Genomic DNA, 23,281 nt, shown 5'->3' on the forward strand with positions numbered 1-23,281 from the left:
AGCAGAGAGAGAAAACTATGTTTGGAAAAGGCGGATTGGGCAACCTGATGAAACAGGCCCAGCAGATGCAGGACAAAATGGCCAAAGTTCAGGAAGAGATCGCCGCGCTGGAAGTGACCGGCGAATCAGGTGCTGGCCTGGTCAAAGTCACCATCAACGGCGCGCATAACTGCCGTCGCGTAGAAGTCGATCCCAGCCTGCTGGAAGATGACAAAGATATGCTGGAAGATCTGATCGCTGCGGCATTCAACGACGCAGCACGCCGCATCGATGAAACCCAGAAAGAGAAAATGGCTTCCGTATCTGCCGGTATGCAGCTGCCGCCAGGCTTCAAGATGCCGTTCTGATGCAAACCAGTCCACTGCTTGAATCTTTGATGGAATCGCTGCGTTGCCTGCCGGGTGTTGGTCCTAAGTCGGCGCAGCGTATGGCGTTTCATTTGTTGCAGCGCGATCGTAGCGGTGGCATGCGTCTGGCGCAGGCATTGACCCGCGCCATGTCGGAAATCGGCCACTGTGCCGATTGCCGCACCTTCACCGAGCAGGAAATCTGCACCATCTGCGCCAATCCGCGCCGTCAGCAAAACGGTCAGATTTGCGTGGTGGAGAGTCCGGCGGATATCCACGCCATTGAGCAAACCGGCCAGTTTGCCGGACGCTACTTTGTGCTGATGGGGCATCTGTCGCCGCTGGATGGCATTGGTCCGCACGATATCGGGCTGGATCGCCTTGAGCAGCGCCTGGAGCAGGAAAGTTTGCAGGAAGTGATCCTCGCCACCAATCCAACGGTGGAAGGGGAGGCGACGGCAAACTATATCGCCGAGCTGTGTAATCAGTATGGCGTTGATGCCAGCCGCATTGCGCACGGTGTGCCGGTGGGGGGCGAGCTGGAGATGGTCGATGGCACCACGCTGTCGCACTCGTTAGCCGGACGTCATAAGATTAAATTCTGAACACTTGCTGGTGTCGTCACTGACACCGGCTTGAAATTCTCCGCACCATCCCCATCTCTTCCTCAACGTTCGATCAACCCGATTCAGTTGAGGTAGCAATGACCATGAAAGGACAAGAGACGCGTGGCTTCCAGTCAGAGGTAAAACAACTTCTGCACCTGATGATCCATTCCCTCTATTCAAACAAAGAGATTTTCCTGCGTGAACTGATCTCCAACGCCTCTGATGCGGCTGACAAACTGCGCTTCCGCGCGCTGTCGGCACCGGATCTGTATGAAGGCGATGGCGAGCTGCGAGTGCGGATCTCGGTCGACAAGGAAAATCGTACGCTGACGCTGAGCGACAACGGCATCGGCATGCGTCGTGATGAGGTGATTGAGAACCTCGGTACCATCGCGAAATCAGGCACCAAAGCGTTCCTGGAGTCGATGGGTTCTGACTCGGCAAAAGACAGCCAGCTGATCGGCCAGTTTGGTGTCGGTTTCTACTCCGCGTTTATCGTTGCCGATAAAGTCACGGTACGCACCCGTGCCGCCGGTGCCAGCGCAGATGAAGGTGTGTTCTGGGAATCCGCTGGCGAAGGTGAATATACCCTCGCAGAAATCGAAAAAGCCGATCGCGGCACCGAAATCACCCTGCATATGCGTGAAGGCGAGGATGAGTTCCTTGATGCCTGGCGCGTGCGCAGCATCATCAGCAAATATTCCGATCACATCGCGCTGCCGGTAGAAATCGAAAGCAAAGATGAAGAAAGCGACGCGACCAGCTGGGAAAAGATCAACAAAGCCCAGGCGCTGTGGACGCGTAACAAAGCGGAAATCAGCGACGAAGAATACAACGAATTTTACAAACATATCGCCCATGACTTCAGCGATCCGGCGATCTGGAGCCACAACCGGGTAGAAGGCAAGCAGGAGTATACCAGCCTGCTGTATATCCCGGCGCGTGCCCCGTTCGACATGTGGAACCGTGACCACAAACATGGCCTGAAACTTTATGTGCAGCGCGTGTTTATCATGGATGATGCCGAGCAGTTTATGCCGAACTATCTGCGTTTCGTGCGTGGTCTGATCGACTCCAACGACCTGCCGCTCAACGTGTCGCGCGAAATCCTGCAGGACAGCCGTGTGACGCAAAGCCTGCGTGGTGCGCTGACCAAACGCAGCCTGCAAATGCTGGAAAAACTGGCGAAAGATGACGCGGAAAAATACCAGCAGTTCTGGAAAGAGTTCGGGCTGGTGCTGAAAGAAGGTCCGGCGGAAGATAACGCCAACCAGCAGCAGATTGCTAAGCTGTTGCGTTTTGCCACCACGCAAAGCGAAGGGGCGGAACAAACCATTTCGCTGGACGATTACCTGAGCCGTATGGTGGAAGGTCAGGATAAGATTTACTACATCACCGCCGATAGCTACGCCGCGGCGAAGAGCAGCCCGCATCTGGAGCTGTTCCGCAAAAAAGGTATCGAGGTTCTGCTGTTGTCCGATCGTATCGACGAATGGATGATGAGCTACCTTACCGAGTTCGACGGCAAATCCTTCCAGTCCGTGAGCAAAGCGGATGAATCGCTGAGCAAGCTGGCTGACGAAGAAACCGAAGAACAGAAGGAAGCGGAAAAAGCGCTGGAGCCGTTCGTTGACCGCGTGAAAACCCTGCTGGGCGAGCGTGTCAAAGAAGTGCGTTTAACCCATCGTTTGACCGATACTCCGGCGATTGTCACCACTGACGCCAATGAAATGAGCACCCAGATGGCGAAACTGTTCGCGGCTGCGGGCCAGGAAGTGCCGGATGTGAAGTATATCTTCGAACTGAACCCGGATCATACGCTGGTGAAACGCGTGGCAGATACCCAGGATGAAAGCCGCTTTGGCGAATGGGTGGAGCTGCTGCTGGATCAGGCGCTGCTGGCCGAACGCGGTACGCTGGACGATCCGAACCAGTTTATCCGTCGTATGAACCAGCTGCTGACAGCGTAAGGTTAAGAAAGGGCGCCCCCTGGGTCGCCCTTGCATCAATCGTAGCGGCGCGATTTATCGCGCGGGTTTTTCTGGCAGCGCGCGCTGAATTGCGTGATAAATCGCGCCGCTACAGATCGCAATCTAATGCAGCGCCTCATCCCGTAACCAATCGCGAAACAACGTAATCTCCGCATCATGCTGCCGCGAGGCTTTGGTCATCATCCAGGTGGCACGATCTACGCGCACAAAGCCAAGCGGAGCGATCAGCGTGCCGTCGTTTAACTCCTGACGTACCAGCAGGCGCGGTGCCATGATCACCCCCAGCCCATTTCTTGCCGCCTGGATACCCAGCGTAAGATTGTCGAAATGTTTACCCACCCAAAAATTCCCCCGGGTGCCGCTGGTTTTCGACCATTCAGCCCAGGCATGCAGCCGCGTGTCGGCATGCAGCAGCGGCAGCGTGGCCAGGTCCTGTTCATTCTGGAAACGCGCAGCAAATTGCGGAGCGCACAGCGGGCCGATGTAATCATCGCTGATCAGCGTGGCATCAATATCGTCATCAGGTGATTGTTCATAGCTGAGAATCAGCACATCGGTGTGTTCACTGCGCAGCAGATCGATCTCCACCAGTTGCTGAAACTGGATCTCGATGTCGGGATAACGCAGATAAAAGCTGCTGATACGCGGGATCAGCCATTGGGAAAGAAAACTGGGTGCGCAGGAGACGCTAAGGTGGTGGCGCATGCCGGTACGGATACTTTCGCAGGTGGTGGACAGTTCGCTAAAGGCTTTCTGGCAACTGACCAGCAAGCGCTCACCATGTGAGGTTAATTTGACGCGTCCATTGGTGCGAACAAACAGCGGCTTGCCCATCCAGCTTTCCAGCTGACGAACCTGATGGCTGATGGCGCTGTGAGTCACATGCAGGCGTTCAGCGGCGACGCTAAAACTGCTGTGGAGGGCCGCCTGGTGAAAATAATGCAGTGCACGTAACGAAGGTAGCCCGGTCATACTCATCCCCTGTGTAAAAACCTAACAGGGATTGTCAGTTTATATCATTTCAAAGTCCAGCCGCATTGGCCTAACCTTTCCCCCTGATTCTGGCGGGTTGACTGGCAGGCGTCTCTGTGTTTACGCCGGTGATTTTCGCCATGGACCTGAGCATCACCCGCCATCCCACACAGCAAAAAAATAAGAGAATAATCACGCGATGGCTCGACAGAATGCTTCTGCCAGGGCGGCGGCGCGCGATCGGCTTCGCGGCTTGCTTTCCCGTCACTACCGGCTTGAACAGTACGATCTGTTCTTCGTCCCTTCATTACATATTGCGCGGGTGCTGCTCTCGCAGCTGTTCTTGCGTCAGGAACAGGCACGCAATCAGTCACGTTACGCCTCGCAATATCGCGCCAGTGAATTAAGCGTGTTACCCGCGGTGCCGGTCATGGCGGGAAATATCGCGCTGGTTGAACATGTGGATCTGTTTTATGGCCGCGTGCGCCCGCTGGATGAATGCCAAAGCCAGGGGGTGACGGATGCGTCAGAGTCTTTTGCCTCGCAGTTGCACCGTCGTCTGATCAGTGAGGCGCGACTGTTTGTGGCACGACTGGATCGCCACGCTGAGTTGAGTGCAGATCTGGTGCTGATTGCGCTGCGTACCCAGGATTTCAGCACGCTGGTGCGCAGCGAGTTGCGGTTGTTCGAACAGGGTCTGGCCCTTGGTGATGCACCGGAGCAGGCGTTGGCGCAGATGGCGACAGCGGAGTGGCGGCCCTATAATATCGCCAGTGTTGACACAATCACGCTGGAAGCGCCATTTTCACTGCAATCACTCCAGCAGCCCGGTCTGCCGTTTGCAATTTTGCCGACAGTACCCGGCAAGCCGCCCCCGGAGCCGCATCCCGATTTGCAGCTGTGGCCTGCGCAGAGGCGCATGATGTTACGCGCTAATGTGCGCGGTAGCGCAACCAAAAGTCAGAATATGACCAGCAAACTGGCGAAACGTCTGCGCGAGCTGCTGAATAGCGGTCGCGATTCTGAAAAAGTGGAAAAATCCCGCATCGGGCTGGTATCCGTAACAAAAGGCAGTAAAGTAGGACATTAGGCGTAACCGCGCCCCCTTTCCTTGTGGTGTGCGGGTCATAATGGTATGGTCTTCGCCTTCTCAGATTGATCAATGCGATTCGCAAGGGGAATTACGCAATGCGTATTATTCTGCTCGGGGCACCGGGCGCAGGTAAGGGCACTCAGGCTCAATTCATCATGGAGAAATACGGTATTCCGCAAATCTCCACGGGCGACATGCTGCGTGCGGCAGTGAAAGCAGGCACCGAGCTGGGCCAGCAGGCGAAAGCCATTATGGATGCCGGCAAACTGGTGACCGACGAGCTGGTAATTGCGCTGGTTAAAGAGCGTATTACCCAGGAAGACTGCAAAAACGGTTTCCTGCTTGATGGCTTCCCGCGCACCATTCCGCAGGCTGATGCGATGAAAGAGGCGGGTATCAACGTCGATTTCGTGCTCGAGTTTGCCGTGCCGGATGAACTGATTGTGGATCGCATTGTTGGCCGTCGCGTGCATGCGCCGTCTGGTCGTGTTTATCACATCCAATACAATCCACCGAAAGTGGCAGGTAAAGATGATGTGACCGGCGAAGAGCTGACCACGCGTAAAGATGACCAGGAAGAAACCGTGCGTAAACGTCTGGTGGAATACCATCAGCTGACCGCGCCGCTGATTGCTTACTACAGCAAAGAAGCAGAAGCCGGTAACACGCAATATCACAAAATCGACGGCACCCGCCAGGTTGCTGAAGTGAGTGCACAGCTGGCAACCATCCTCGGTTAAGCCATCTCAGGGCCGGTTTACCGGCCCTTTTGCAGCAATTGCTTTCCCCTCCGGCTTTTTCCGCTACAATTTCTCCCGATTTTGACCCATTCGTTTTGACAGCAAGGAAATACAATGAGGCAAGAAAAGCCCGGGGTTTTACTGGTCAATTTAGGCACACCAGAGGCACCCACTACACCCGCAGTTAAACGTTATCTGAAACAATTCCTTGGTGACCCGCGAGTGGTTGATACACCGCGCTGGCTGTGGTGGCCGATTCTTAACTTCATCATTTTGCCATTCCGATCGCCGCGTGTGTCCAAACTGTATGCGTCGGTATGGATGGATGAAGGCTCACCGTTGATGGTGTTCAGTCAGCGGCAACGCGCTGCGCTGGCGCAGCAGCTGGATATGCCGGTCGAGCTGGGGATGAGCTACGGCCAGCCGAGTCTCGATAGCGCGCTTCAGCGCCTGCTGGCACAGGGCGTGACCAAATTGATCGTGCTGCCCCTCTATCCACAATTCTCCTGCTCAACGGTGGCGGCCGTTTGGGATGGGCTGGCGACCAGCTTCAAACCGCTGCGTTCATTACCCGAGGTGGCATTTATCCGTGATTATGCCGAGCATCCGGCGTATATCGCCGCCCTGAAAGCGTCAGTCGAGCGTTCGTTTGCACAGCATGGCGAGCCGGATCTGCTGGTCCTTTCTTATCATGGCATCCCGCAGCGCTTTGCTGACGAAGGCGATGATTATCCGCAGCGCTGTAAAGACACCACCGATGCGCTGGCGGCTGCGCTGGGGATCGCCCCGCAAAAAATTATGATGACCTTCCAGTCGCGCTTTGGTCGGGAGCCGTGGCTGACGCCTTACACCGATGAAACCATGCAGGGTTTACCTGCGAAAGGCATCAAACATGTACAGGTGATGAGTCCGGGCTTTGCGGCCGACTGTCTCGAAACGCTGGAGGAGATTAGCGAGCAGAATCGTGAGTTTTTCCTGCACGCCGGCGGTGAAAAATTTGAGTACATCCCTGCGCTCAACGCTGACGATGAACATATCGAAATGATGGTACAGCTGGTCAACGCACGTCGTTAAGGGAGCGGCAGAGAATGTGTTATCATTCTCTGCCTGATTTTCCACACGGCATCTCCCATGAAATTTCCCGGCAAACGTAAATCCAAACACTACTTCCCCGTTAGCGCGCGCGATCCGCTGCTGCAGGTTTCGCAACAGGTTCAGGAGGAGGGGAGCTGGGTGGTCGGTATTGACCAGACGCTGGTGGATATCGAAGCGAAAGTTGATGATGACTTCCTGCAACGCTACGGCCTCAGCGCCGGTCATTCGCTGGTGATTGATGACGCAACGGCCGAAGCGCTCTACAACGAGCTGTTGCGTGACCAGTTGATTAGCCATCAGTTTGCCGGAGGCACCATTGGCAATACGCTGCATAACTACTCAGTGCTGGCCGATGATCGTTCGGTGCTGTTGGGGGTGATGTGCAGCAACATCCAGATTGGCAGCTATGCCTATCGCTACCTGTGCAACACTTCCAGCCGTATGGACCTCAACTATTTGCAGGGAGTCGATGGCGCGATTGGCCGCTGCTTTACCCTGATTGGTGAGCAGGGCGAGCGTACGTTTGCCATCAGCCCGGGGTTGATGAACCAGTTGCAGGTCGCCAGCATCCCGGAAGAGGTGATCGCGGGCGCGTCCGCGCTGGTGCTCACCTCCTATCTGGTGCGTTGCCAGCCGGGTGAACCGATGCCTGAAGCGACGTTGCGCGCGATTGAATACGCCAAAAAACATAATGTGCCGGTGGTGCTGACGCTGGGCACTAAATACGTCATTCAGGATGATCCGCAGTTCTGGCGTGATTTTCTGCGCGATCATGTCGCCATTGTGGCGATGAATGAAGAAGAAGCTCTGGCGCTGACCGGTGAAACGGATCCGCTGCTGGCAGCCAATATGGCGCTGGACTGGGTCGATCTGGTGTTATGTACGGCGGGGCCGACCGGGCTTTATATGGCGGGCTTTACCGAACAGGAATACAAACGCAAAACCAACCATCCATTGCTGCCGGGGGCGATTGCGGAATTTAACCAGTTTGAGTTCAGCCGCGCGATGCGTCAGCAGGATTGTCAGCAGCCATTGCGTATCTTCTCGCATATCGCCCCGTATATGGGGGGGCCGGAGAAGATTATGAACACCAACGGCGCAGGTGATGCGGCTCTTGCGGCGCTGTTGCATGACATCACCGCCAACAACTTTCATCGCCAGAAAGTGCCGAACTCCAGCAAGCATGCGCGGGAGTATCTGACCTATTCGTCACTGGCGCAGGTGTGTAAATATGCCAACCGTGTGAGTTATCAGGTGCTGAACCAGCATTCTCCGCGTCTGACGCGTGGCCTGCCGGAGCGCGAGGATAGCCTGGAAGAGTCGTACTGGGATCGATAAGCAGTAGAGGCGCGATAAATCGCGCCGCTACGCAGATCATACGAATGACTTAAATCGGGCACTCACGCACAATCGGGTTTTGCGCGATCGCTTCTTCCAGCATATGCAGCATGCTGTTAGCGATCTCGCGTTCACCCATCACCACGCGATTGGCACCACGCTCAAGAATATATTCCACCTCGTCGTCATAATGGGCGCGGGCGATAATCTCAATATTGTCACGTTTTTCGCGGGCGGCAGTAACAATCTCACCGGCTTCATAGCCATTGGGGATGGTCAGCAACAGCCAGCGGGCGCAATCAAGCCGGGCCAGTTCCATGGTATCGCTGCGGGCGGCATTGCCCAGCACCGCTTTGATCCCTTGATCGCGCAGGGCTTCCACGCGCGCTCGTGAGTTCTCCACCACCACCAGCGGGACATCGGCTTCCATCAATTTTTGCCCCAACAGACTGCCGACACGGCCATAACCGACGATCACGGCATGATCGCAGATATCCACCGGAATTTGCTTTTCTTCTTCAATGGCTTCCTCCAGTGTCTGTTCTGCCATGGTCTCGGTTTTCTCGAGATAGCGCTCCAGCAGGGTGAACAGAATCGGGTTGAGCATAATCGAGAGAATAGCGGCGGCCAGCACCAAATTGCGTCCCTCCTGGCTCAGCAATCCCAGCGAAATGCCCAGACCGGCCAGAATAAAGGCGAATTCGCCAATCTGCGCCAGGCTGACGGAAATCGTCATGGCAGTACGGCGTGAGTGGCCCAGTAGCGTCACCAGCAGCCAGGCGGCTACGGATTTACCCACCACGATGATCACCAGCGCACCCAGCACCGCCAGCGGTTGCTCGATCAGGATCATCGGGTCGAACAGCATACCCACGGAGACGAAGAACAGTACGGCAAAGGCATCGCGCAACGGCAATGTATCGTGCGCCGCACGGTGGCTGAGTTCCGATTCATTCAGTACCATCCCGGCGAAGAACGCGCCGAGGGCAAAGGAGACATCAAAAAACTCAACCGCACCAAACGCGATGCCCAGCGCCAGCGCCAGCACCGCAAGGGTGAACAACTCGCGTGAACCGGTGGCCGCGCTTTTTGCCAGAATCCACGGTACCACACGACGGCCCACCACCATCATCAGCACCATAAAGGCGACCACTTTACCGATGGTCAGTAACAAATCCCACGCCAGTAGCGTCGGGCTGGCATTGCCTTGTTCCAGCATGCCAGCGATGGCCGGGAGCAGTACCAGCGTCAGGACCATCACCAGGTCTTCCACAATCAGCCAGCCGATAGCGATTTGCCCGCGCTGGCTGTCAATCAGTTGACGCTCCTCCAGCGCACGCAGCAACACCACGGTGCTGGCGGTGGAGAGACACAGGCCAAATACCAGACCGGTCATCACTGACCAGCCCAGCGCCCACGACAGCCCCATTCCCAGCAGCGTTGCCACGGCGATTTGCGCCACAGCGCCAGGAATGGCGACGGACTTTACCGACATCAAATCCTTCAGCGAAAAATGCAGCCCCACACCAAACATCAGCAAAATCACGCCTAATTCAGCCAGTTCGGGTGCCAGATTGGTATCGGCGACGAAGCCGGGCGTAAAGGGACCCGCGAGGACGCCAGCCAGTAAATAACCGACCAGTGGTGAAATGCGCAGGCGATTAGCCAGCATACCAAGGAGAAAGGCGAGGACCAGTGCCCCGACAATGGTGGTGATCAACGGTGTGGTGTGATGCATGCCTGTCTCCTTGTGTGCAAATGTATCCGCTTGTAACAACCTAGTTTACTGCACAATGGCTAACGGCGTTTATACATTTGCGCAGAATATGTAGAAAACTGACAAAAAAGCCGCCGAAGCGTCATTTTCATCAGTTATCCCCCTCTATCGGCAGGATTTATGCTGGATAGAGGGGGAAGGGAAAAATAATTCCCCCCGGAAACAGGCTCAGGCGTGACGATTATCAGGCAGGAAAGCAGTCAAAAGGCCAATAAGTGGCAGCCAGGCACAGATTTGGTATACCCATTCGATGCTGGTGTGGTCTGCAACCACGCCCAGTACCGCGGCACCCAGTCCACCCATACCGAAGGCAAAACCGAAAAACAGCCCGGAAACCATACCGATACGTCCCGGTAACAGCTCCTGTGCATAAACCAGAATGGCGGAAAATGCCGAAGCGAGAATCAGGCCGATAATCACGCTGAGTACACTGGTCCACATTAAAGTGGCATGTGGCAATAACAGCGTGAAGGGGGCAACGCCCAGAATTGAACCCCAGATTACATATTTACGGCCAATCTTATCGCCAATTGGCCCGCCAATAATGGTGCCAGCCGCCACTGCGCCCAAAAAGGCAAACAGATGAAACTGCGATGCCTGCACCGAGAGGCCGAATTTCTGCATTAAATAGAAGGTGTAGTAGCTACTCAGACTGGTGAGATAGAAATACTTGGAAAAAATCAGCAGCAACAAAATGCTGATCGCCAGCGCCACTTTTTTGCGTGGCAGCGGGTTCGCTGGTGTGATGGTGGTTTTGGCTTTAGCGGCGCGCTGCTGATGGCTGTACCAGCGGCTGACCTGTAGCAGCACGATAATGCCCAGCAGCGCTGCCAGCACAAACCAGCCGAGGTGACCTTTGCCATAGGGGGCGACAATCATCGCCGCCAGCAGTGGGCCGAGGGCGCTACCAAAGTTGCCACCGACCTGGAACAGCGATTGCGCCAGGCCGTGGCGTCCGCCCGATGCCATACGCGCCACGCGCGATGATTCCGGATGAAAGACCGATGATCCGCTACCCACCAGCGCGGCCGCCAGCAGAACCTGGACATAATCGCTGGCAAAGGTCAGCAGCACCAGACCACATAGCGTAAAACCCATCCCGACCGGGAGTGACCAGGGTTTGGGGTATTTGTCAGTGTAATAACCCACCAATGGTTGCAACAGAGAGGCGGTCACCTGAAAAGTCAGGGTGATCAGGCCAATCTGCACAAAGTTAAGGCTGAAGTCTTTTTGCAACAGCGGGTAAATCGCCAGCAGCAGTGACTGCAACATATCATTCAGCAGATGGGCGAGACTGATAGCCCCTAAAATGCCAAATGCAGTACGCGCTGGAGCGCGTGTCGGGGAAGTGAGGGTATGATCGCTTGCCATAAAAGTCCTGAAATGTGCCAATTTTCGTTATCAAGTTGTTACTTCTCACATGACTCTATAAGCCTTTCATCTTGAGTTAAAGTGCGATCTGTGCGACACAGAAGGGCGATAAAGCACATAAAGTCCACTGGTTAGTGGAAACACGCAGAATAAGGAGATCGGCTTTGTTGTTACTTCCACGCAGAACGCATTGGCTGGCATTGATCATCTTACTGTTGCCAATGCTGGCACAGGCCTGGCAAACCGATCGCACCTATCGTCTGACTATCCTGCATACCAACGATCAGCACGGCCATTACTGGCCCAATGCGCAGGGTGAGTATGGCCTTGCGGCGCAGAAAACCCTGATGGATTATCAGCGCTACGATGCGCAGTCCAAAGGGAACGGCGTGTTGATTCTGTCGGGGGGCGACGTGAATACCGGTGTGCCGGAGTCTGATTTGCTAGATGCGGAACCCGATATCCGCGGCATGAATCTGGTGGGCTATGATGCGATGGCGCTGGGGAATCATGAGTTTGATAAGCCGCTCAGCGTGTTACAAAAGCAGCAAAAATGGGCCAAATTCCCTTTCCTTTCCGCCAATATTTACGACAAAAGCACCGGTAAGCGGTTATTCAAGCCGTGGGCGGTCTTCAACCGTATGGGGCTGAAAGTGGCGGTGATCGGCCTGACCACCACCGATACGCTGCGCATCGCCAATCCCGCCAGCGTGGCGGGTCTGGATATTCGCGATCCGGTCACGGAAACCGAAAAGGCGGTGGCGGAACTGCGTGCCAGCGTAAAACCGGATGTGATTATTGCGCTGACCCATATGGGCCACTATGACGATGGCAGGCACGGCAGCAATGCGCCGGGGGATGTGGAGCTGGCACGCAGTCTGCCGCCCGGCACCATCAACCTGATTGTCGGCGGCCACTCGCATGATGCGGTTTGTATGGAAAAAGAGAATGTCAGCGTCAAAAATTATCAGCCAGGCCAGCCCTGTCAACCGGATCGCCAGAATGGTGTGTGGATTGTGCAGGCGAAAGAGTGGGGTAAATATGTCGGGCGCGGCGATTTTACTTTCCGCAACGGCGAGCTGTCGCTGGAGAACTACCAGCTGATCCCGGTTAACCTGAAGCACAAAGTGAAGAATTTCGACGGCAGCGAGTCGTGGCTGACCTGGCAGGAAGAGATTCCGCAGAATCCGGCGATGATGAAATTGCTGACCCCGTTCCAGAAACGTGCCGAAGCAAAACTGGATGTGAAGGTTGGCAGCAGCGATGGTGTTTTTGTTGGCGATCGTGACCAGGTACGTTTTGTGCAAACCAATCTGGGGCAGCTGATTTTACGCGCCCAGATGGCGGCGACCAAAGCGGACTTTGCGGTGATGAGCGGCGGCGGCATTCGCACCTCGCTGGCGCAGGGAGAGATCAGCTGGCGCGATTTATTGCAGGTGCAGCCGTTCAGCAATCAGGTGGTTTCCGTGACGCTGACTGGCCGGGAATTGCTGGCTTATCTGGCAAAGGTCGCCAACATCACAACCGATGCGGGCGGCTTTGCGCAGTTTGCCCATATCAGCCTGGTGGCCGATGGCAGCAGCGTCAGTGAGGTGAAAATCAACGGTGTCCCGCTGGATATGGATAAAACCTATCGTATGGCGACCAACAGTTTTAACGCCACCGGCGGTGATGGTTACCCGCGCATCGACAGCCATGCGGGCTATAGCAACACCGGGTTGCGTGATGCTGATGTCTTGCGTGACTGGGTCAGCCATCATTCACCGCTGAAGGTGAGTGATTACGCGCCAGGTGATGGCATTGTTCACCTGACGGAAGCACAGAAGCAGCAACGGGATAAAGCGCAGGAGCCACCGCAGGAGAAACCAAAGAAGCGCAGCTATCCGCAAACGGTGCTGGCGTGGATTCTGCCCCATGCGGTGGAGAAATAAATCTCAGGCCTGACAGGACTTACGCGTCAGCCAGCGCTGGCGCAACTTATCCCATAACCAGTTATACGCCACGGTATAAGGCAGGAAGAACAGGAAAAACGCCACTTCCAGCATAAAGGCTTCCAGCAGGGAAATACTGAGCATCCAGGCGGCGATCGGCAAGCCAATCACGATAAAGCCGCCTTCAAAGCCCAGCGCGTGCAGAATACGCAGCAGCGGACCCCGATGCACTTTACCTGGCGGGCAAAGGCGGTCAAAACCGGTGTTGTAAATCATGTTCCACAGCATGGCGACGGTTGACAGCATAATCGCCAGCGATCCCATCTGAAACAGCGGCTTTTCCATCGCCCAGGCTGCCAGAGGTGCTACAGTCAAAATCGCCAGAATTTCAAAGCATGCGGCGTGATAAAAACGCTCTTTTAATGAACGGGTACGCATAAAAACCTCCTGATTTGTTACGCGGCGCATTTTCTCACTTGCTGATACTAAGATAAAATGAACACCTATCGATAAAAGCGATGGATAACGATGAAATACTCCCCAGAATCCCTTGAGGCTTTTGTACAGACTGTGGCCAGCGGCTCCTTTTCTGCGGCCGCGCGTACGCTGGGCAAAAGCCAGTCCACCATCAGCAGTGCGGTGGCGAATCTGGAAGATGATTTAGGTTTTATGCTGTTTGATCGGCAGGGGCGTCAGCCGGTCATAACCGAGCAGGGCCAGCGTGCGCTGGCGCAGGTGCAGCAAATTCTGGCAGCCAGCCAGCGATTGGATGAACTGGCGGTGCGTCTGGCACAGGGCGTGGAGCCACGCCTCAGCCTGGCGATTTCTGATTTCTGGCAGGCGGATCATCATGAAAATCTGCTGACTCGTTTTGAGGCGCGTTATCCGGATATCGAATTTGAATGCATGATTGCGGAAGACGCCGATGTGCTGGATCTGCTACAGGCCGGGCGGGTACATCTGGGCGTGGTGCGCGCCCAGCCTGCGCTGCCTGCGGATATTGCGGTGACACGGTTGCAGGTGGGGGCGCAGATGGCGATTTATCTGCATCAGGATCACCCGCTGGCGCAACAGGCACAGGTCAATGAGGGGCAATTGGGCGATTTGCGCCAGCTGCGACTCAATACCTGGGTGGAAACGCGCGAACCGATGCCCGCTGGCCGGGTGTGGTCAGCGCCTTCCTATCTATTATTGCTGGAGATGGCTGAACAGGGGTTTGGCTGGAGCGTGCTGCCGCGCTGGCTGGTACAGCAGTTTGGTCATCAGGTATTGCAGGAGTTGCCGGTGCCGGGATGGCCGCAGCATATTGCGGTGGAAGCGGTCTGGTCGCGGCGCAATCCGCCCGGACCTGCCGGGCGTTGGATGATCGATCAACTCTGCGCTCAGCAGCCTGTTTAATCGCGACGGGCTACATCCGCCAGCGGCGCATCCAGCAGACGCGACAGATCCTGCGCCGCCAGTTCAATATCCAGCCCACGTTTCCCACCGGAAATAAAAATGGTGGCGAACTCTGCGGCCTGTTGATCTATCACCGTGGGCAGACGCTTTTTCTGCCCCAGCGGGCTAATCCCACCCACCAGATAACCGGTTACGCGCTGAGCCAGCAGTGGATCGGCCATGTCGGCTTTTTTCGCCCCCAATGCTTTGGCGACCTTCTTTAAATCCAGCTGGGTGGAAACCGGGGTGACGGCCACTGCCAGTTGTTTGGCATCACCGTTTAGTGCTACCAGCAGCGTTTTGAATACCTGACGTGCATCCAGATTCAGCTTACGCACTGCCTCGTCACCAAAATTGGTTTCATGGCTGTCATGTTCGTAAGGATGCAAAGTAAAGCTGACTTTTTGTTTTTCCAGCAGTTTTACGGCGGGAGTCATTTTTTTAATCCTTGCTAAGAAAAATCTTAAACTTATTGTGGCGAATAATGCTGGCGAAATTCTGAACTTTGCGCGAGAATTGGCCCGCGCCAGTCAGTAATGGCTGTGTGATAACCAAAATCATAAACAAATTCTTCTTTGACGGGCCAATAATAATATTGGCCTTCTTTTTTTAGCGCGTCTTTAACAGGCCCGGTAAATTATCATCCCCGTAAAGATGGAGCGCACCCACCGCCACCACATAACGCCCCGGCGGCAGTGCCAGCATCAATTCCCGCCAGTGCTGGTTGCGATTACGCATCAAAGTGTCATTCAGTTCATTGCTGAAGGTGGTAGGTAACGCCACCGGTTGCCGTTTCGGCGGGGCATCAAGCCACCAGCTGATCATGGTTTGCAGCAAACGGGCGTTGGTGTGCCAGTGCTCCAGCGTATCCAGCAGCAGCGGCAGGCCATCGTCTGGCAGCGATTTCAACAGGGCGATTTGCGTGTCAGGGCCTTCCAGCTCAATCACCGGCTTATTAACGTTTTTGGCCGCCTGCAACAACTGATAATCAATGCCATATTGTGGTCGCAGTCCGAGACGCTGCGCCTGTTGCGCCTGCAACATCAGGGCAATCTGCCAAAGGGGCAGATGATCAAATATCGCTATCGACAACGTCAGCTCGTCACACAAGCTGTTCAGCCTGCTAAAGGTGGCGCTATCCAGACGCTCCGCCAGCGACGGCAGCTCATCACTGTTGGCGAACGGTGAGCCACCCTGGGTGATATCGGCTTCAACGATCAATGCATCAGCTTTTGCTAACTGCCGCAGCAAACGGGCGGGCAGCGGCTGCATATCGCGTGTGCCCATATGAATGCTGCCGACCAGATGTAACCGGCGATCGCCCAGCTGAATATCCATCGCGGGCCAGGGGTAGCTGGCCGGAAACAGTCGCGCTATCAACTGTGTTACGCATTGCCACAGGCTGCGTCTCATTCCCTGTCCTTTTTAAGTCAAAAATCCATGCTAGCGATTTCGACGCACAAAAAACAGCGCAGGGCTTGCTATTAGCGCACCGGCGGCTTAAAGCGCAGCAAACGATTCGCGTTACTCACCACGGTTATTGAGGAGAGCGCCATCGCTGCACCGGCCACAATCGGGCTAAGCAGCATCCCGGTAAACGGATAGAGCACACCTGCTGCAATCGGAATACCTAAGCTGTTGTAAACAAATGCACCCAGCAGGTTTTGTCGCATATTACGCAGTGTGGCGCGGGAAATGGCCAGCGCATCAGCGACACAATGCAGGTCGTTGCGCATCAGCGCCATGGCGGCGGTTTCAACAGCGACATCGCTGCCGCCACCCATAGCAATCCCCACGTCTGCCTGCGCCAGTGCCGGAGCGTCGTTAATCCCATCGCCCACCATCACCACTTTGCGCCCCTGCTGTTGTAACTGCGCAATGGCCTGCGCTTTGCCTTCAGGCAATACGCCCGCAATAACCTGGTCAATGCCGGCTTCGGCGGCAATGGCCCGCGCGGTTTTTTCATGATCGCCGGTCAGCATGATCAACTGGTATCCCTGTTGATGCAGGCGTTGCAGCGCGTCGCGGCTCTCCGGACGCAGGCTGTCACGCAAGGCGATCAGCCCCAGCAGTTGGCGCTCATCCGCCAGCAGTACCGGGGTAGCACCCAGCGCTGCCAGCCGCTCGATATCATCGCGAGCGACTGCACAATCAACCTGCTGCGCTTCCATTAACGCAAGGTTACCCAGCAATAACGTTCTGCCTGCGACTTTAGCGCTGACGCCCTTGCCGCGTATTGTACGAAATTGCTCAATGTCGGCGGCAGGCAACTCTGGTGTAGCCGCAATGATCGCTTTTGCCAGTGGATGGCTGGAGCCTTGCTCCAGCTGTGCCGCCGCCTGCAGCAACTGCTGACGATCCCAGTCGGCATACAACAGCACATCGCTCACCTGAGGCGAGCCCTGCGTCAGGGTGCCAGTTTTATCAAACACCAGCGTGTCTACTTCGCTGGCGCGCTGTAGCGCATCAGCATCCCGTACCAGCACACCCAGCTCTGCGGCACGACCCACCCCGGCAATCACCGACATCGGCGTTGCCAGCCCAAGGGCGCAAGGGCAGGCGATAATCAGTACGGTGGTGACAATCACCAGCGTGTAAGCCAGCTGCGGTTGCGGGCCTGCCAGATACCAAATCAATCCACTAAGCAGCGCAATCGCCACCACTACGGGCACAAATACCGCAGAGATACGGTCAGCAAGACGTCCGATATCGGGTTTACTGCTCTGTGCCTGGCGCACCAGATTGATGATGCGTGCCAGGGTGGTGTGGCTGCCGGTAGCTCGCGCGGTAAAACGTAGCGTGCCATCCTGTACCAGCGTACCGGCGTAAACTTTGTCTCCGGGCTGTTTGCTTTGCGGTACGGCTTCGCCCGTCAGCATGGCTTCATCACACCAGGCTTCGCCACTGGCTACTTCGCCATCGACCGGCACGCGGTCACCGGTGACCAGTTTAATCAGCATGCCGGGCTGAACTTCACTCAGCGGCAGCAGGGTTTCACCCTGATCGCTGATAACGCGAGCCTGGGCCGGGGTTAAATCCAGCAAACGTTCCAGCGCCTGGGAAGCCCGTTGCCGTGCTCGCTGCTCAAGCGCATGGCCCAGATTGATCAGACCAATGATCATCACGCTGGCTTCAAAATAGAGATGACGCGCCTGCATCGGGAAAAATTCGGGCCACAGCGCCACGCTCATGGAATAGAGCCACGCTGCGCCGGTGCCGAGGGCAACCAACGTATCCATGGTTGCGGTGCCGTGGCGCAGGCTGCGCCAGGCGCTACGGTAGAAGTGGCCACCCGCTATCACCATCACCAGTAACGTTATGACCCCCAGTGTGCGCCATAACGTGATGTTGCTGGCGTTGAGCATCATATTGTCGCCCAGCATGCCCCAGATCATCATCGGGACGCCGAGCAACAATGCCAGTGCCGATTGCCAGCCAAAACGGCGCATCGCCTGACGGGCGCTGACCTGCTGGCGTTCACGGCGAGTTTGTTCATCTTCGATAATTTCTGCGGAATAACCGGCCTGATCGACCGCACCTATCAGGTCTGCGGGTTGTGCATCACCGAGCACCAGCGCGCTGCGCTCGCCAAGGTTAACGCGTGCCTGACTGACGCCAGGCACTTTTTGTAGTGCCTGCTCAACACGGCTGACACAACTGGCACAGCTCATACCACCAATTAATAAGTGATGGACAGGCTGGGTTTCATCTGCCGGGGGCGAATAGGACTCCGTTGCCAGCGCCTCCGGCTGCGGCTCTGATGCTGCCAACGGTTCAGACTTTGGGCTGTCTTTCAACGCTGCGTGATACCCCGCCTGTTCTACGGTGGCGATCAGATCGCTGGCGCTGGCGGCACCCGTGACGCGTGCTTCCTGCTGAGTCACTTCAGCCTGTTCAACATCGCCGCGCTGTTCCAGCGCCTCTTTGACCCGTTTGACGCAGTGGCCGCAGGATAAACCATCCAGCGCCAGCAACTGTGTATGTGACATGTTTAACTCCTTATGCGTTCAGGTTTGACTGCATGCAGACTTTGCATTAGTTATAAAGCCTAAACCTTCCATTCAGGGGAAGGTCAAGGGGAGCATATGAACATTAGCGATGTCGCCAAAAAAACCGGGCTGACCAGCAAAGCGATTCGTTTCTACGAAGAGAAGGGCGTAGTGACGCCGCCGCTGCGCAGCGAAAATGGTTATCGCAGTTACAATCCACACCATATTGATGAACTTAACCTGTTACGCCAGGCACGGCAGGTGGGGTTCACCCTTGAAGAGTGCCGCGAACTGGTGACGCTATTCAATGATCCCGCGCGTCATAGCGCTGATGTGAAGGCGCGAACGTTGCAAAAAGCGGATGAGATTGCTGCCCATATCGAGGAATTACATGCGATGCGAGCACGTTTGCTGGCGCTGGCCGAAGCCTGTCCGGGTGATGATGGCGCTGAATGCCCCATCATCAATCACCTGGCGGGATGCTGCCATCAGGGTGCAGGAAAGCGCGGCTGAATCCGTAGCGTGATGCCGACCACACCCGTGACCACCACCTGAGTACCGGCAGGTAGATCGTCTTCTGCCTGCACGCGCCAGCTGCTGTCGCCAATGCGTATATGGCCAGTGCCATCTTTCAGGGTGCTTTCCAGCGTGAAATGCTGCCCGATCAGTTGCGTACCGCGTTGATTAAGAACGTTAGGCTGCTGAGAGGCTTCGCGGTAGCGCAACCAGCGATACCAGAAAAATGCACACAGTAGCGTCAATACCGCAAACAGCAAGCCCTGGCTGGTCCACGAGAAGGGAAAAAACCACTCAATGATGCCAACCAGCACCGCTGCCAGCCCGCTCCACAGCAGATACCCACTGGTGCCAAGCATCTCAGCAGCCAGCAACAGGCCGCCGAGTGTCAGCCAGAACCAGTGCGGATGCGCAATCAGCTCCATCAGGATCACGGTTTGCGCTCCCGGCCACTCTCTTTCAGCAGCTCGCTAATTCCGGCCACCGAGCCGAGCAGGCTGCTGGCATCCAGCGGCATCATCACGACCTTGCTGTTGTTGGCTTCACCGATTTTTTGCAGAGCATCGGTATATTTTTGTGCCACAAAGTAGTTCACCGCCTGAATATCCCCGGCGGCGATCGCTTCGGATACCATACGTGTTGCAGTGGCTTCTGCCTGCGCTTGACGCTCACGTGCTTCGGCATGCAGGAACGCGGCTGTTCGTTCTCCCTCGGCTTTCAGGATCTGTGACTGTTTTTCCCCTTCAGCGCGCAGAATCGCTGCCTGACGCACCCCTTCTGCCGTCAGGATGTCGGCACGTTTGGTTCGTTCGGCTTTCATCTGCGCGTTCATGGCGGCAATCAGTTCCTGTGGTGGACGCACATCACGAATTTCGATACGGGTGATTTTCACTCCCCAGGGGTTGGTCGCTTCATCGACAATGTGCAGCAAACGGGTATTGATGTTATCGCGCTGCGACAGCATTTCATCCAGCTCCATGCCACCGAGAACGGTACGGATGTTTGTCATGGTGAGATTGAGTATGGCCAGCTCAAGGTTGCTGACTTCATACGCCGTGCGAGCGGCATCGATTACCTGAAGAAAGCAGACCGCATCGATAGTCACGTTGGCATTGTCTTTGGAGATCACTTCCTGGGAGGGGATATCGAGTACACGTTCCATCATATTGACCTTGCGGCCAATGCGATCCATGAACGGCACGACTAACGTCAGACCGGGTTGCAGGGTACGGGTATAACGCCCAAAGCGTTCCACCGTCCACTGATACCCCTGTGGCACAATTTTTACTCCGGCCCAAACGGTAACCAGCGCGAGTACGATGATTACCGGCATCACAGTCAACATATAACCTCCTGGTTGTCAGATGAGGGAGCTGAGTCTCTTCGCTCCCTTTTAACGCTAGTACAGCAGCGAATAGAGCTGGCGGCGATAGCGTGCAGCCAGTGCGTCACCCGTTCCCAGCGCGGCCAGAATTTCCTGCAACATCTTACGTACCTGGCCGTCACCGGCGTTGAGATCGCTTTTCAGAAAGCTATACAGAAGCTCAAGCGCTTCTTCATTACGGCCCACCTGATGCAGCTGTAAAGAAAGTTTAGCAGCCAGATCGGCGTTCGCGGGGTCCTTTGCCAGCTGTTCCTGCAAATGCTGAATTTCCGGGGTGTCGGCCGCCTTTTTGAGCAGTTCGATTTGCGCGACCAGACTCTGATAACGGGTGTCCTGATCCTGCAACGGCACCACGTTCAGCACCGCTTCTGCTTCATCGCTGCGGTTCAGGGTGATTAGCACTTCTGCCAGCAGAAAGCCAATTTCACTGGCCTGATTGCTTAACTGCCAGGCGTCTTTCAGCAGCGGCAGCGCTTCCAGCGGTTTACCTTCATCCATCAGGGCCATTGCCTGCTGTGCTTTCAATTCTTCTTCGCGCGGCAGGACTTTTTGCAGCAGGGCGCGAATAGCTTCTTCAGGCTGCGGTCCCTGGAAACCATCGACGGGCTGACCATTCTGGAACAGATACACCGTCGGGATTGAGCGCAGACCAAACTGTGACGCCACCATCTGCTCTTTATCGCAATCCAGTTTTGCCAGAATAAACTGCCCGGCATATTCCTGGGCCAGATGCTCCAGCACCGGCGTCAGTTGCTGGCAGTGCTGGCTGCGGTCGGACCAGAAATAAAACAGCACCGGCAACTGCATGGATTGTTCCAGCGTTTGATGCAGGTTGGATTCGTTGATGTCGATAATTAAAGCGTGTGACATGAATGCGTCTCTTTGCTGAAAGTGTGTTGAGGATATGGGGGCAAGCTGCCCGGCTTCAAGTTCAAATCAGGGTTGCAGGCTATTTGCTGCGCAAAATGCGATCCAGCATCCAGCCTGGCAAGATGCGTTTTAACAGGCTCATACTCCAGGCCACCAGCGTCACCGGATAGCGCAGGCGCGGGTGCTGACTTTCCAGCGCATGACGTAGCTTTGGTAAAATCGCCTCGGGCGGCAGGGTAAAGCGTGCGGCAATACCGGGATTGCGCACCGGTTTATCGCTCTCGCCCTGATGAACGTTATCGGTGAAGCGGGTACGAATCGGTCCTGGTTCAATCAGGCTGACACGGACGCCGGACTGACGCAACTCCATCCGCAGCGCATCACTCCAGGCTTCCAGCGCATACTTACTGGCGGCGTAAGCACCGCGTCCGGGGGTGGAAATCAGCCCCAGCACTGAGCTGGTGTTGATGATACGGCCATCACCGCTGGCTTGCAGCGCGGGTAGCAGACGCATCGTCAACTGATGGGTGCCGAAAAAGTTGGTGGAGAATTGCTGTTCCAGTTGCTGACGTGACAGGCTGGCGAGCGGGCCATAAATACCAAAGCCACCGTTGTTGAATAAACCGTGCAGGCGATTTTCCGTCAGTGCGATCACCTGGTCGGCAGCGGCATCAACGCTGGCGGGGTCGTCCAGATCCAGGGCAATCCCGATAAATCCCAGTGCGTTCATGCGCTCAACATCTTCCGCCTTACGGCAGGCGGCAATTACGCGATAACCGCGTGACAGCAGATCATTTGCGGCCACCAGGCCAATACCACTGGAACAGCCAGTGATCAGAATGGTTTTTTGCATGACTAACTATCCATCGAAATTAGACTTATTAATTGAATTTAAATCAATTTGTCTTTTTTGAGAACGCCGAGTTTGAACTGTTTGCTACCCTCTTGTCGCGATGGGAATGCGCGATTCGCGCTACGTTGTGAATTGCCAACGGGTTGATGTTGATGGAAAACCGGATGACAGTGCGCCTGTTTATCCCGCTGAACCGCCAGAGATCGCGTTTCTGGTCTGGCGACTGAGAGTTGATAGCAATAGCAAAGTCATCCTCTATTTGGCTGACCCTGACGTTTCCTCACTGACACCGGGGCATTGTGATGATACGCCATTGAGTCCCTCAGAATCCCGTGTAAAGGATATGAAGTGCTGCTGAGCATCAATCCGCACAATATACAATGAATCGAAATCTGATGATGGCCAGTCAGGAACCTGCCCGTCATCGCCACCTGTTTTTTTAACAAGTTCCCGGGCTGCGATGACCAGGTTCTTATGTTCCCAGGAGATAAACGTCAGGGGGACTTTTTTTTCTTCAAGCAGTGCGGATACCAACGGAAGGGGTTCATCGGCATTAAAGCGAATTACGACAGGTTTTGAAATTTGTATGGCTAAAGGGAGGATGGTGGTAAGTGGGCGCAGTGAGCTGCCGGTCTTGTCCTCGTTGGGTCCCGAGGCATAGAGTGCATCAGGTTGACCATAACGATTCAGCAATACAGACGGCAGGTTTAACGCCCGGTTCAGTCCTTTGCAGGTCAGTTGACCACTCCGGTTATCCGGTTTTTCTCCATGACGAAAAAACACATAAGTGCTGTCAGCGCTCGCCGCCAGCGGAGTGATGATTGCGACACTGAACAGCAGTGCAAAAAATTTATTCATTTCTATCTTCCTGTCAGTAATGGATTTTGTGCATTATTCCTTTTTGCAATGGATTGGAATGTGACAACCGATACTTGCTGTCGCCACATTGTCGCCATGCAGTTTTTCTTT

Annotated in this window: 22 protein-coding genes; 10 read left to right on the forward strand and 12 right to left on the reverse strand. The window is 55.5% G+C overall.

Annotated elements, in window-relative coordinates:
• The first annotated feature begins 17 nt into the window (after nt 1-17).
• From AC6I8X_RS05205 to htpG, 3 genes are all read left to right on the forward strand, one after another.
• Complete coding sequence (locus AC6I8X_RS05205) at nt 18-347, forward strand: YbaB/EbfC family nucleoid-associated protein (RefSeq protein ID WP_021182290.1); 330 nt, start codon at nt 18-20, stop codon at nt 345-347.
• Entirely contained in the window at nt 347-952 is a 606-nt protein-coding gene (gene recR, locus AC6I8X_RS05210) for a recombination mediator RecR (RefSeq protein ID WP_084873223.1), read from the forward strand. The genes AC6I8X_RS05205 and recR overlap by 1 nt, the downstream gene beginning before the upstream one ends.
• Before the next feature lie 98 nt (nt 953-1,050).
• Entirely contained in the window at nt 1,051-2,925 is a 1,875-nt protein-coding gene (gene htpG, locus AC6I8X_RS05215; protein WP_299456818.1) for a molecular chaperone HtpG, read from the forward strand.
• A 123-nt stretch (nt 2,926-3,048) separates the two neighbouring features.
• Here the strand turns inward: htpG and AC6I8X_RS05220 are convergent, their stop codons facing one another.
• Nucleotides 3,049-3,918, reverse strand: coding sequence for a LysR substrate-binding domain-containing protein (locus tag AC6I8X_RS05220; RefSeq protein ID WP_084873227.1), 870 nt, complete (start codon nt 3,916-3,918; stop codon nt 3,049-3,051).
• 199 nt (nt 3,919-4,117) lie between these two features.
• On the opposite strand from AC6I8X_RS05220, the gene AC6I8X_RS05225 reads away from it, so the two are divergent.
• The 4 genes from AC6I8X_RS05225 to AC6I8X_RS05240 all read left to right on the forward strand — a co-directional run bounded on the left by AC6I8X_RS05225 (nt 4,118) and on the right by AC6I8X_RS05240 (nt 8,184).
• Nucleotides 4,118-5,008, forward strand: a complete 891-nt coding sequence (locus AC6I8X_RS05225) for a DUF6024 family protein (RefSeq protein ID WP_497840669.1) — start codon at nt 4,118-4,120, stop codon at nt 5,006-5,008.
• Between the two features lie 98 nt (nt 5,009-5,106).
• Nucleotides 5,107-5,751 carry an adenylate kinase gene (gene adk / locus AC6I8X_RS05230; RefSeq protein ID WP_299456812.1) on the forward strand — a complete coding sequence of 215 codons (645 nt, stop codon included), beginning with the start codon at nt 5,107-5,109 and terminating at the stop codon, nt 5,749-5,751.
• Between the two features lie 114 nt (nt 5,752-5,865).
• Nucleotides 5,866-6,825, forward strand: coding sequence for a ferrochelatase (gene hemH, locus AC6I8X_RS05235; protein WP_313687461.1), 960 nt, complete (start codon nt 5,866-5,868; stop codon nt 6,823-6,825).
• A gap of 57 nt (nt 6,826-6,882) precedes the next feature.
• The gene (locus AC6I8X_RS05240; RefSeq protein ID WP_497840670.1) at nt 6,883-8,184 is read left to right on the forward strand and encodes an inosine/guanosine kinase; all 1,302 of its coding nucleotides are present in this window, start codon (nt 6,883-6,885) and stop codon (nt 8,182-8,184) included.
• Nucleotides 8,185-8,233: 49 nt separating this feature from the next.
• On the opposite strand, the gene ybaL is transcribed toward AC6I8X_RS05240, so the two are convergent.
• Nucleotides 8,234-9,922, reverse strand: a complete 1,689-nt coding sequence (ybaL, locus tag AC6I8X_RS05245; protein ID WP_299456804.1) for a YbaL family putative K(+) efflux transporter — start codon at nt 9,920-9,922, stop codon at nt 8,234-8,236.
• Between the two features lie 207 nt (nt 9,923-10,129).
• Nucleotides 10,130-11,332, reverse strand: coding sequence for an MFS transporter (locus AC6I8X_RS05250; protein ID WP_416413006.1), 1,203 nt, complete (start codon nt 11,330-11,332; stop codon nt 10,130-10,132).
• A gap of 221 nt (nt 11,333-11,553) precedes the next feature.
• On the opposite strand from AC6I8X_RS05250, the gene ushA reads away from it, so the two are divergent.
• Complete coding sequence (gene ushA, locus AC6I8X_RS05255; RefSeq protein ID WP_497841014.1) at nt 11,554-13,263, forward strand: bifunctional UDP-sugar hydrolase/5'-nucleotidase UshA; 1,710 nt, start codon at nt 11,554-11,556, stop codon at nt 13,261-13,263.
• Between the two features lie 3 nt (nt 13,264-13,266).
• Here ushA and AC6I8X_RS05260 read toward each other — a convergent pair whose 3' ends face one another.
• Nucleotides 13,267-13,701 carry a multidrug/biocide efflux PACE transporter gene (locus AC6I8X_RS05260; RefSeq protein ID WP_084873244.1) on the reverse strand — a complete coding sequence of 145 codons (435 nt, stop codon included), beginning with the start codon at nt 13,699-13,701 and terminating at the stop codon, nt 13,267-13,269.
• Nucleotides 13,702-13,791: 90 nt separating this feature from the next.
• On the opposite strand from AC6I8X_RS05260, the gene AC6I8X_RS05265 reads away from it, so the two are divergent.
• Entirely contained in the window at nt 13,792-14,661 is an 870-nt protein-coding gene (locus AC6I8X_RS05265) for a LysR family transcriptional regulator (protein ID WP_497840671.1), read from the forward strand.
• Here the strand turns inward: AC6I8X_RS05265 and ybaK are convergent.
• From ybaK to copA, 3 genes are all read right to left on the reverse strand, one after another.
• Nucleotides 14,658-15,137 carry a Cys-tRNA(Pro)/Cys-tRNA(Cys) deacylase YbaK gene (gene ybaK, locus AC6I8X_RS05270; RefSeq protein WP_208714235.1) on the reverse strand — a complete coding sequence of 160 codons (480 nt, stop codon included), beginning with the start codon at nt 15,135-15,137 and terminating at the stop codon, nt 14,658-14,660. The two genes, AC6I8X_RS05265 and ybaK, sit on opposite strands and share 4 nt — an antisense overlap.
• 172 nt (nt 15,138-15,309) lie before the next feature.
• Nucleotides 15,310-16,113 carry a TraB/GumN family protein gene (locus AC6I8X_RS05275; protein WP_313688950.1) on the reverse strand — a complete coding sequence of 268 codons (804 nt, stop codon included), beginning with the start codon at nt 16,111-16,113 and terminating at the stop codon, nt 15,310-15,312.
• A 71-nt stretch (nt 16,114-16,184) separates the two neighbouring features.
• Nucleotides 16,185-18,689 carry a copper-exporting P-type ATPase CopA gene (copA, locus tag AC6I8X_RS05280; RefSeq protein ID WP_497840672.1) on the reverse strand — a complete coding sequence of 835 codons (2,505 nt, stop codon included), beginning with the start codon at nt 18,687-18,689 and terminating at the stop codon, nt 16,185-16,187.
• Nucleotides 18,690-18,785: 96 nt separating this feature from the next.
• On the opposite strand from copA, the gene cueR reads away from it, so the two are divergent.
• Complete coding sequence (gene cueR / locus AC6I8X_RS05285) at nt 18,786-19,202, forward strand: Cu(I)-responsive transcriptional regulator (RefSeq protein ID WP_084873257.1); 417 nt, start codon at nt 18,786-18,788, stop codon at nt 19,200-19,202.
• On the opposite strand, the gene AC6I8X_RS05290 is transcribed toward cueR, so the two are convergent.
• The 5 genes from AC6I8X_RS05290 to AC6I8X_RS05310 all read right to left on the reverse strand — a co-directional run bounded on the left by AC6I8X_RS05290 (nt 19,178) and on the right by AC6I8X_RS05310 (nt 23,170).
• Nucleotides 19,178-19,636 (reverse strand): NfeD family protein, encoded by a 459-nt coding sequence (locus tag AC6I8X_RS05290; RefSeq protein WP_313682829.1) that lies wholly within the window; start codon nt 19,634-19,636, stop codon nt 19,178-19,180. The two genes, cueR and AC6I8X_RS05290, sit on opposite strands and share 25 nt — an antisense overlap.
• Nucleotides 19,636-20,550, reverse strand: a complete 915-nt coding sequence (locus AC6I8X_RS05295) for an SPFH domain-containing protein (protein ID WP_497840673.1) — start codon at nt 20,548-20,550, stop codon at nt 19,636-19,638. The genes AC6I8X_RS05290 and AC6I8X_RS05295 overlap by 1 nt, the downstream gene beginning before the upstream one ends.
• A 54-nt stretch (nt 20,551-20,604) precedes the next feature.
• A complete protein-coding gene (locus tag AC6I8X_RS05300; RefSeq protein ID WP_313682732.1) occupies nt 20,605-21,459 on the reverse strand; it encodes a tetratricopeptide repeat protein in 855 nt (284 codons plus the stop codon).
• A 79-nt stretch (nt 21,460-21,538) separates the two neighbouring features.
• Nucleotides 21,539-22,312, reverse strand: coding sequence for an SDR family oxidoreductase (locus tag AC6I8X_RS05305; RefSeq protein WP_313682734.1), 774 nt, complete (start codon nt 22,310-22,312; stop codon nt 21,539-21,541).
• A gap of 255 nt (nt 22,313-22,567) precedes the next feature.
• A complete protein-coding gene (locus AC6I8X_RS05310) occupies nt 22,568-23,170 on the reverse strand; it encodes a histidine phosphatase family protein (RefSeq protein WP_313682736.1) in 603 nt (200 codons plus the stop codon).
• Nucleotides 23,171-23,281: the final 111 nt, after the last annotated feature.

The sequence above is a fragment of the Pantoea sp. X-Soil-TKNS-1280 genome, assembly GCF_059730475.1.

Coding starts and splice junctions, on each gene's coding strand:
- AC6I8X_RS05225 (WP_497840669.1), top strand. CDS start 4,118: ATGGCTCGACAGAATGCTTCTGCCAGGGCGGCGGCGCGCGATCGGCTT.
- AC6I8X_RS05220 (WP_084873227.1), bottom strand. CDS start 3,918: ATGACCGGGCTACCTTCGTTACGTGCACTGCATTATTTTCACCAGGCG.
- AC6I8X_RS05260 (WP_084873244.1), bottom strand. CDS start 13,701: ATGCGTACCCGTTCATTAAAAGAGCGTTTTTATCACGCCGCATGCTTT.
- ybaK (WP_208714235.1), bottom strand. CDS start 15,137: ATGACTCCCGCCGTAAAACTGCTGGAAAAACAAAAAGTCAGCTTTACT.
- AC6I8X_RS05265 (WP_497840671.1), top strand. CDS start 13,792: ATGAAATACTCCCCAGAATCCCTTGAGGCTTTTGTACAGACTGTGGCC.
- AC6I8X_RS05205 (WP_021182290.1), top strand. CDS start 18: ATGTTTGGAAAAGGCGGATTGGGCAACCTGATGAAACAGGCCCAGCAG.
- AC6I8X_RS05310 (WP_313682736.1), bottom strand. CDS start 23,170: ATGAATAAATTTTTTGCACTGCTGTTCAGTGTCGCAATCATCACTCCG.
- AC6I8X_RS05295 (WP_497840673.1), bottom strand. CDS start 20,550: ATGTTGACTGTGATGCCGGTAATCATCGTACTCGCGCTGGTTACCGTT.
- AC6I8X_RS05305 (WP_313682734.1), bottom strand. CDS start 22,312: ATGCAAAAAACCATTCTGATCACTGGCTGTTCCAGTGGTATTGGCCTG.
- recR (WP_084873223.1), top strand. CDS start 347: ATGCAAACCAGTCCACTGCTTGAATCTTTGATGGAATCGCTGCGTTGC.
- AC6I8X_RS05275 (WP_313688950.1), bottom strand. CDS start 16,113: ATGAGACGCAGCCTGTGGCAATGCGTAACACAGTTGATAGCGCGACTG.
- AC6I8X_RS05240 (WP_497840670.1), top strand. CDS start 6,883: ATGAAATTTCCCGGCAAACGTAAATCCAAACACTACTTCCCCGTTAGC.
- copA (WP_497840672.1), bottom strand. CDS start 18,689: ATGTCACATACACAGTTGCTGGCGCTGGATGGTTTATCCTGCGGCCAC.
- adk (WP_299456812.1), top strand. CDS start 5,107: ATGCGTATTATTCTGCTCGGGGCACCGGGCGCAGGTAAGGGCACTCAG.
- ushA (WP_497841014.1), top strand. CDS start 11,554: ATGCTGGCACAGGCCTGGCAAACCGATCGCACCTATCGTCTGACTATC.
- ybaL (WP_299456804.1), bottom strand. CDS start 9,922: ATGCATCACACCACACCGTTGATCACCACCATTGTCGGGGCACTGGTC.
- htpG (WP_299456818.1), top strand. CDS start 1,051: ATGACCATGAAAGGACAAGAGACGCGTGGCTTCCAGTCAGAGGTAAAA.
- hemH (WP_313687461.1), top strand. CDS start 5,866: ATGAGGCAAGAAAAGCCCGGGGTTTTACTGGTCAATTTAGGCACACCA.
- AC6I8X_RS05300 (WP_313682732.1), bottom strand. CDS start 21,459: ATGTCACACGCTTTAATTATCGACATCAACGAATCCAACCTGCATCAA.
- cueR (WP_084873257.1), top strand. CDS start 18,786: ATGAACATTAGCGATGTCGCCAAAAAAACCGGGCTGACCAGCAAAGCG.
- AC6I8X_RS05250 (WP_416413006.1), bottom strand. CDS start 11,332: ATGGCAAGCGATCATACCCTCACTTCCCCGACACGCGCTCCAGCGCGT.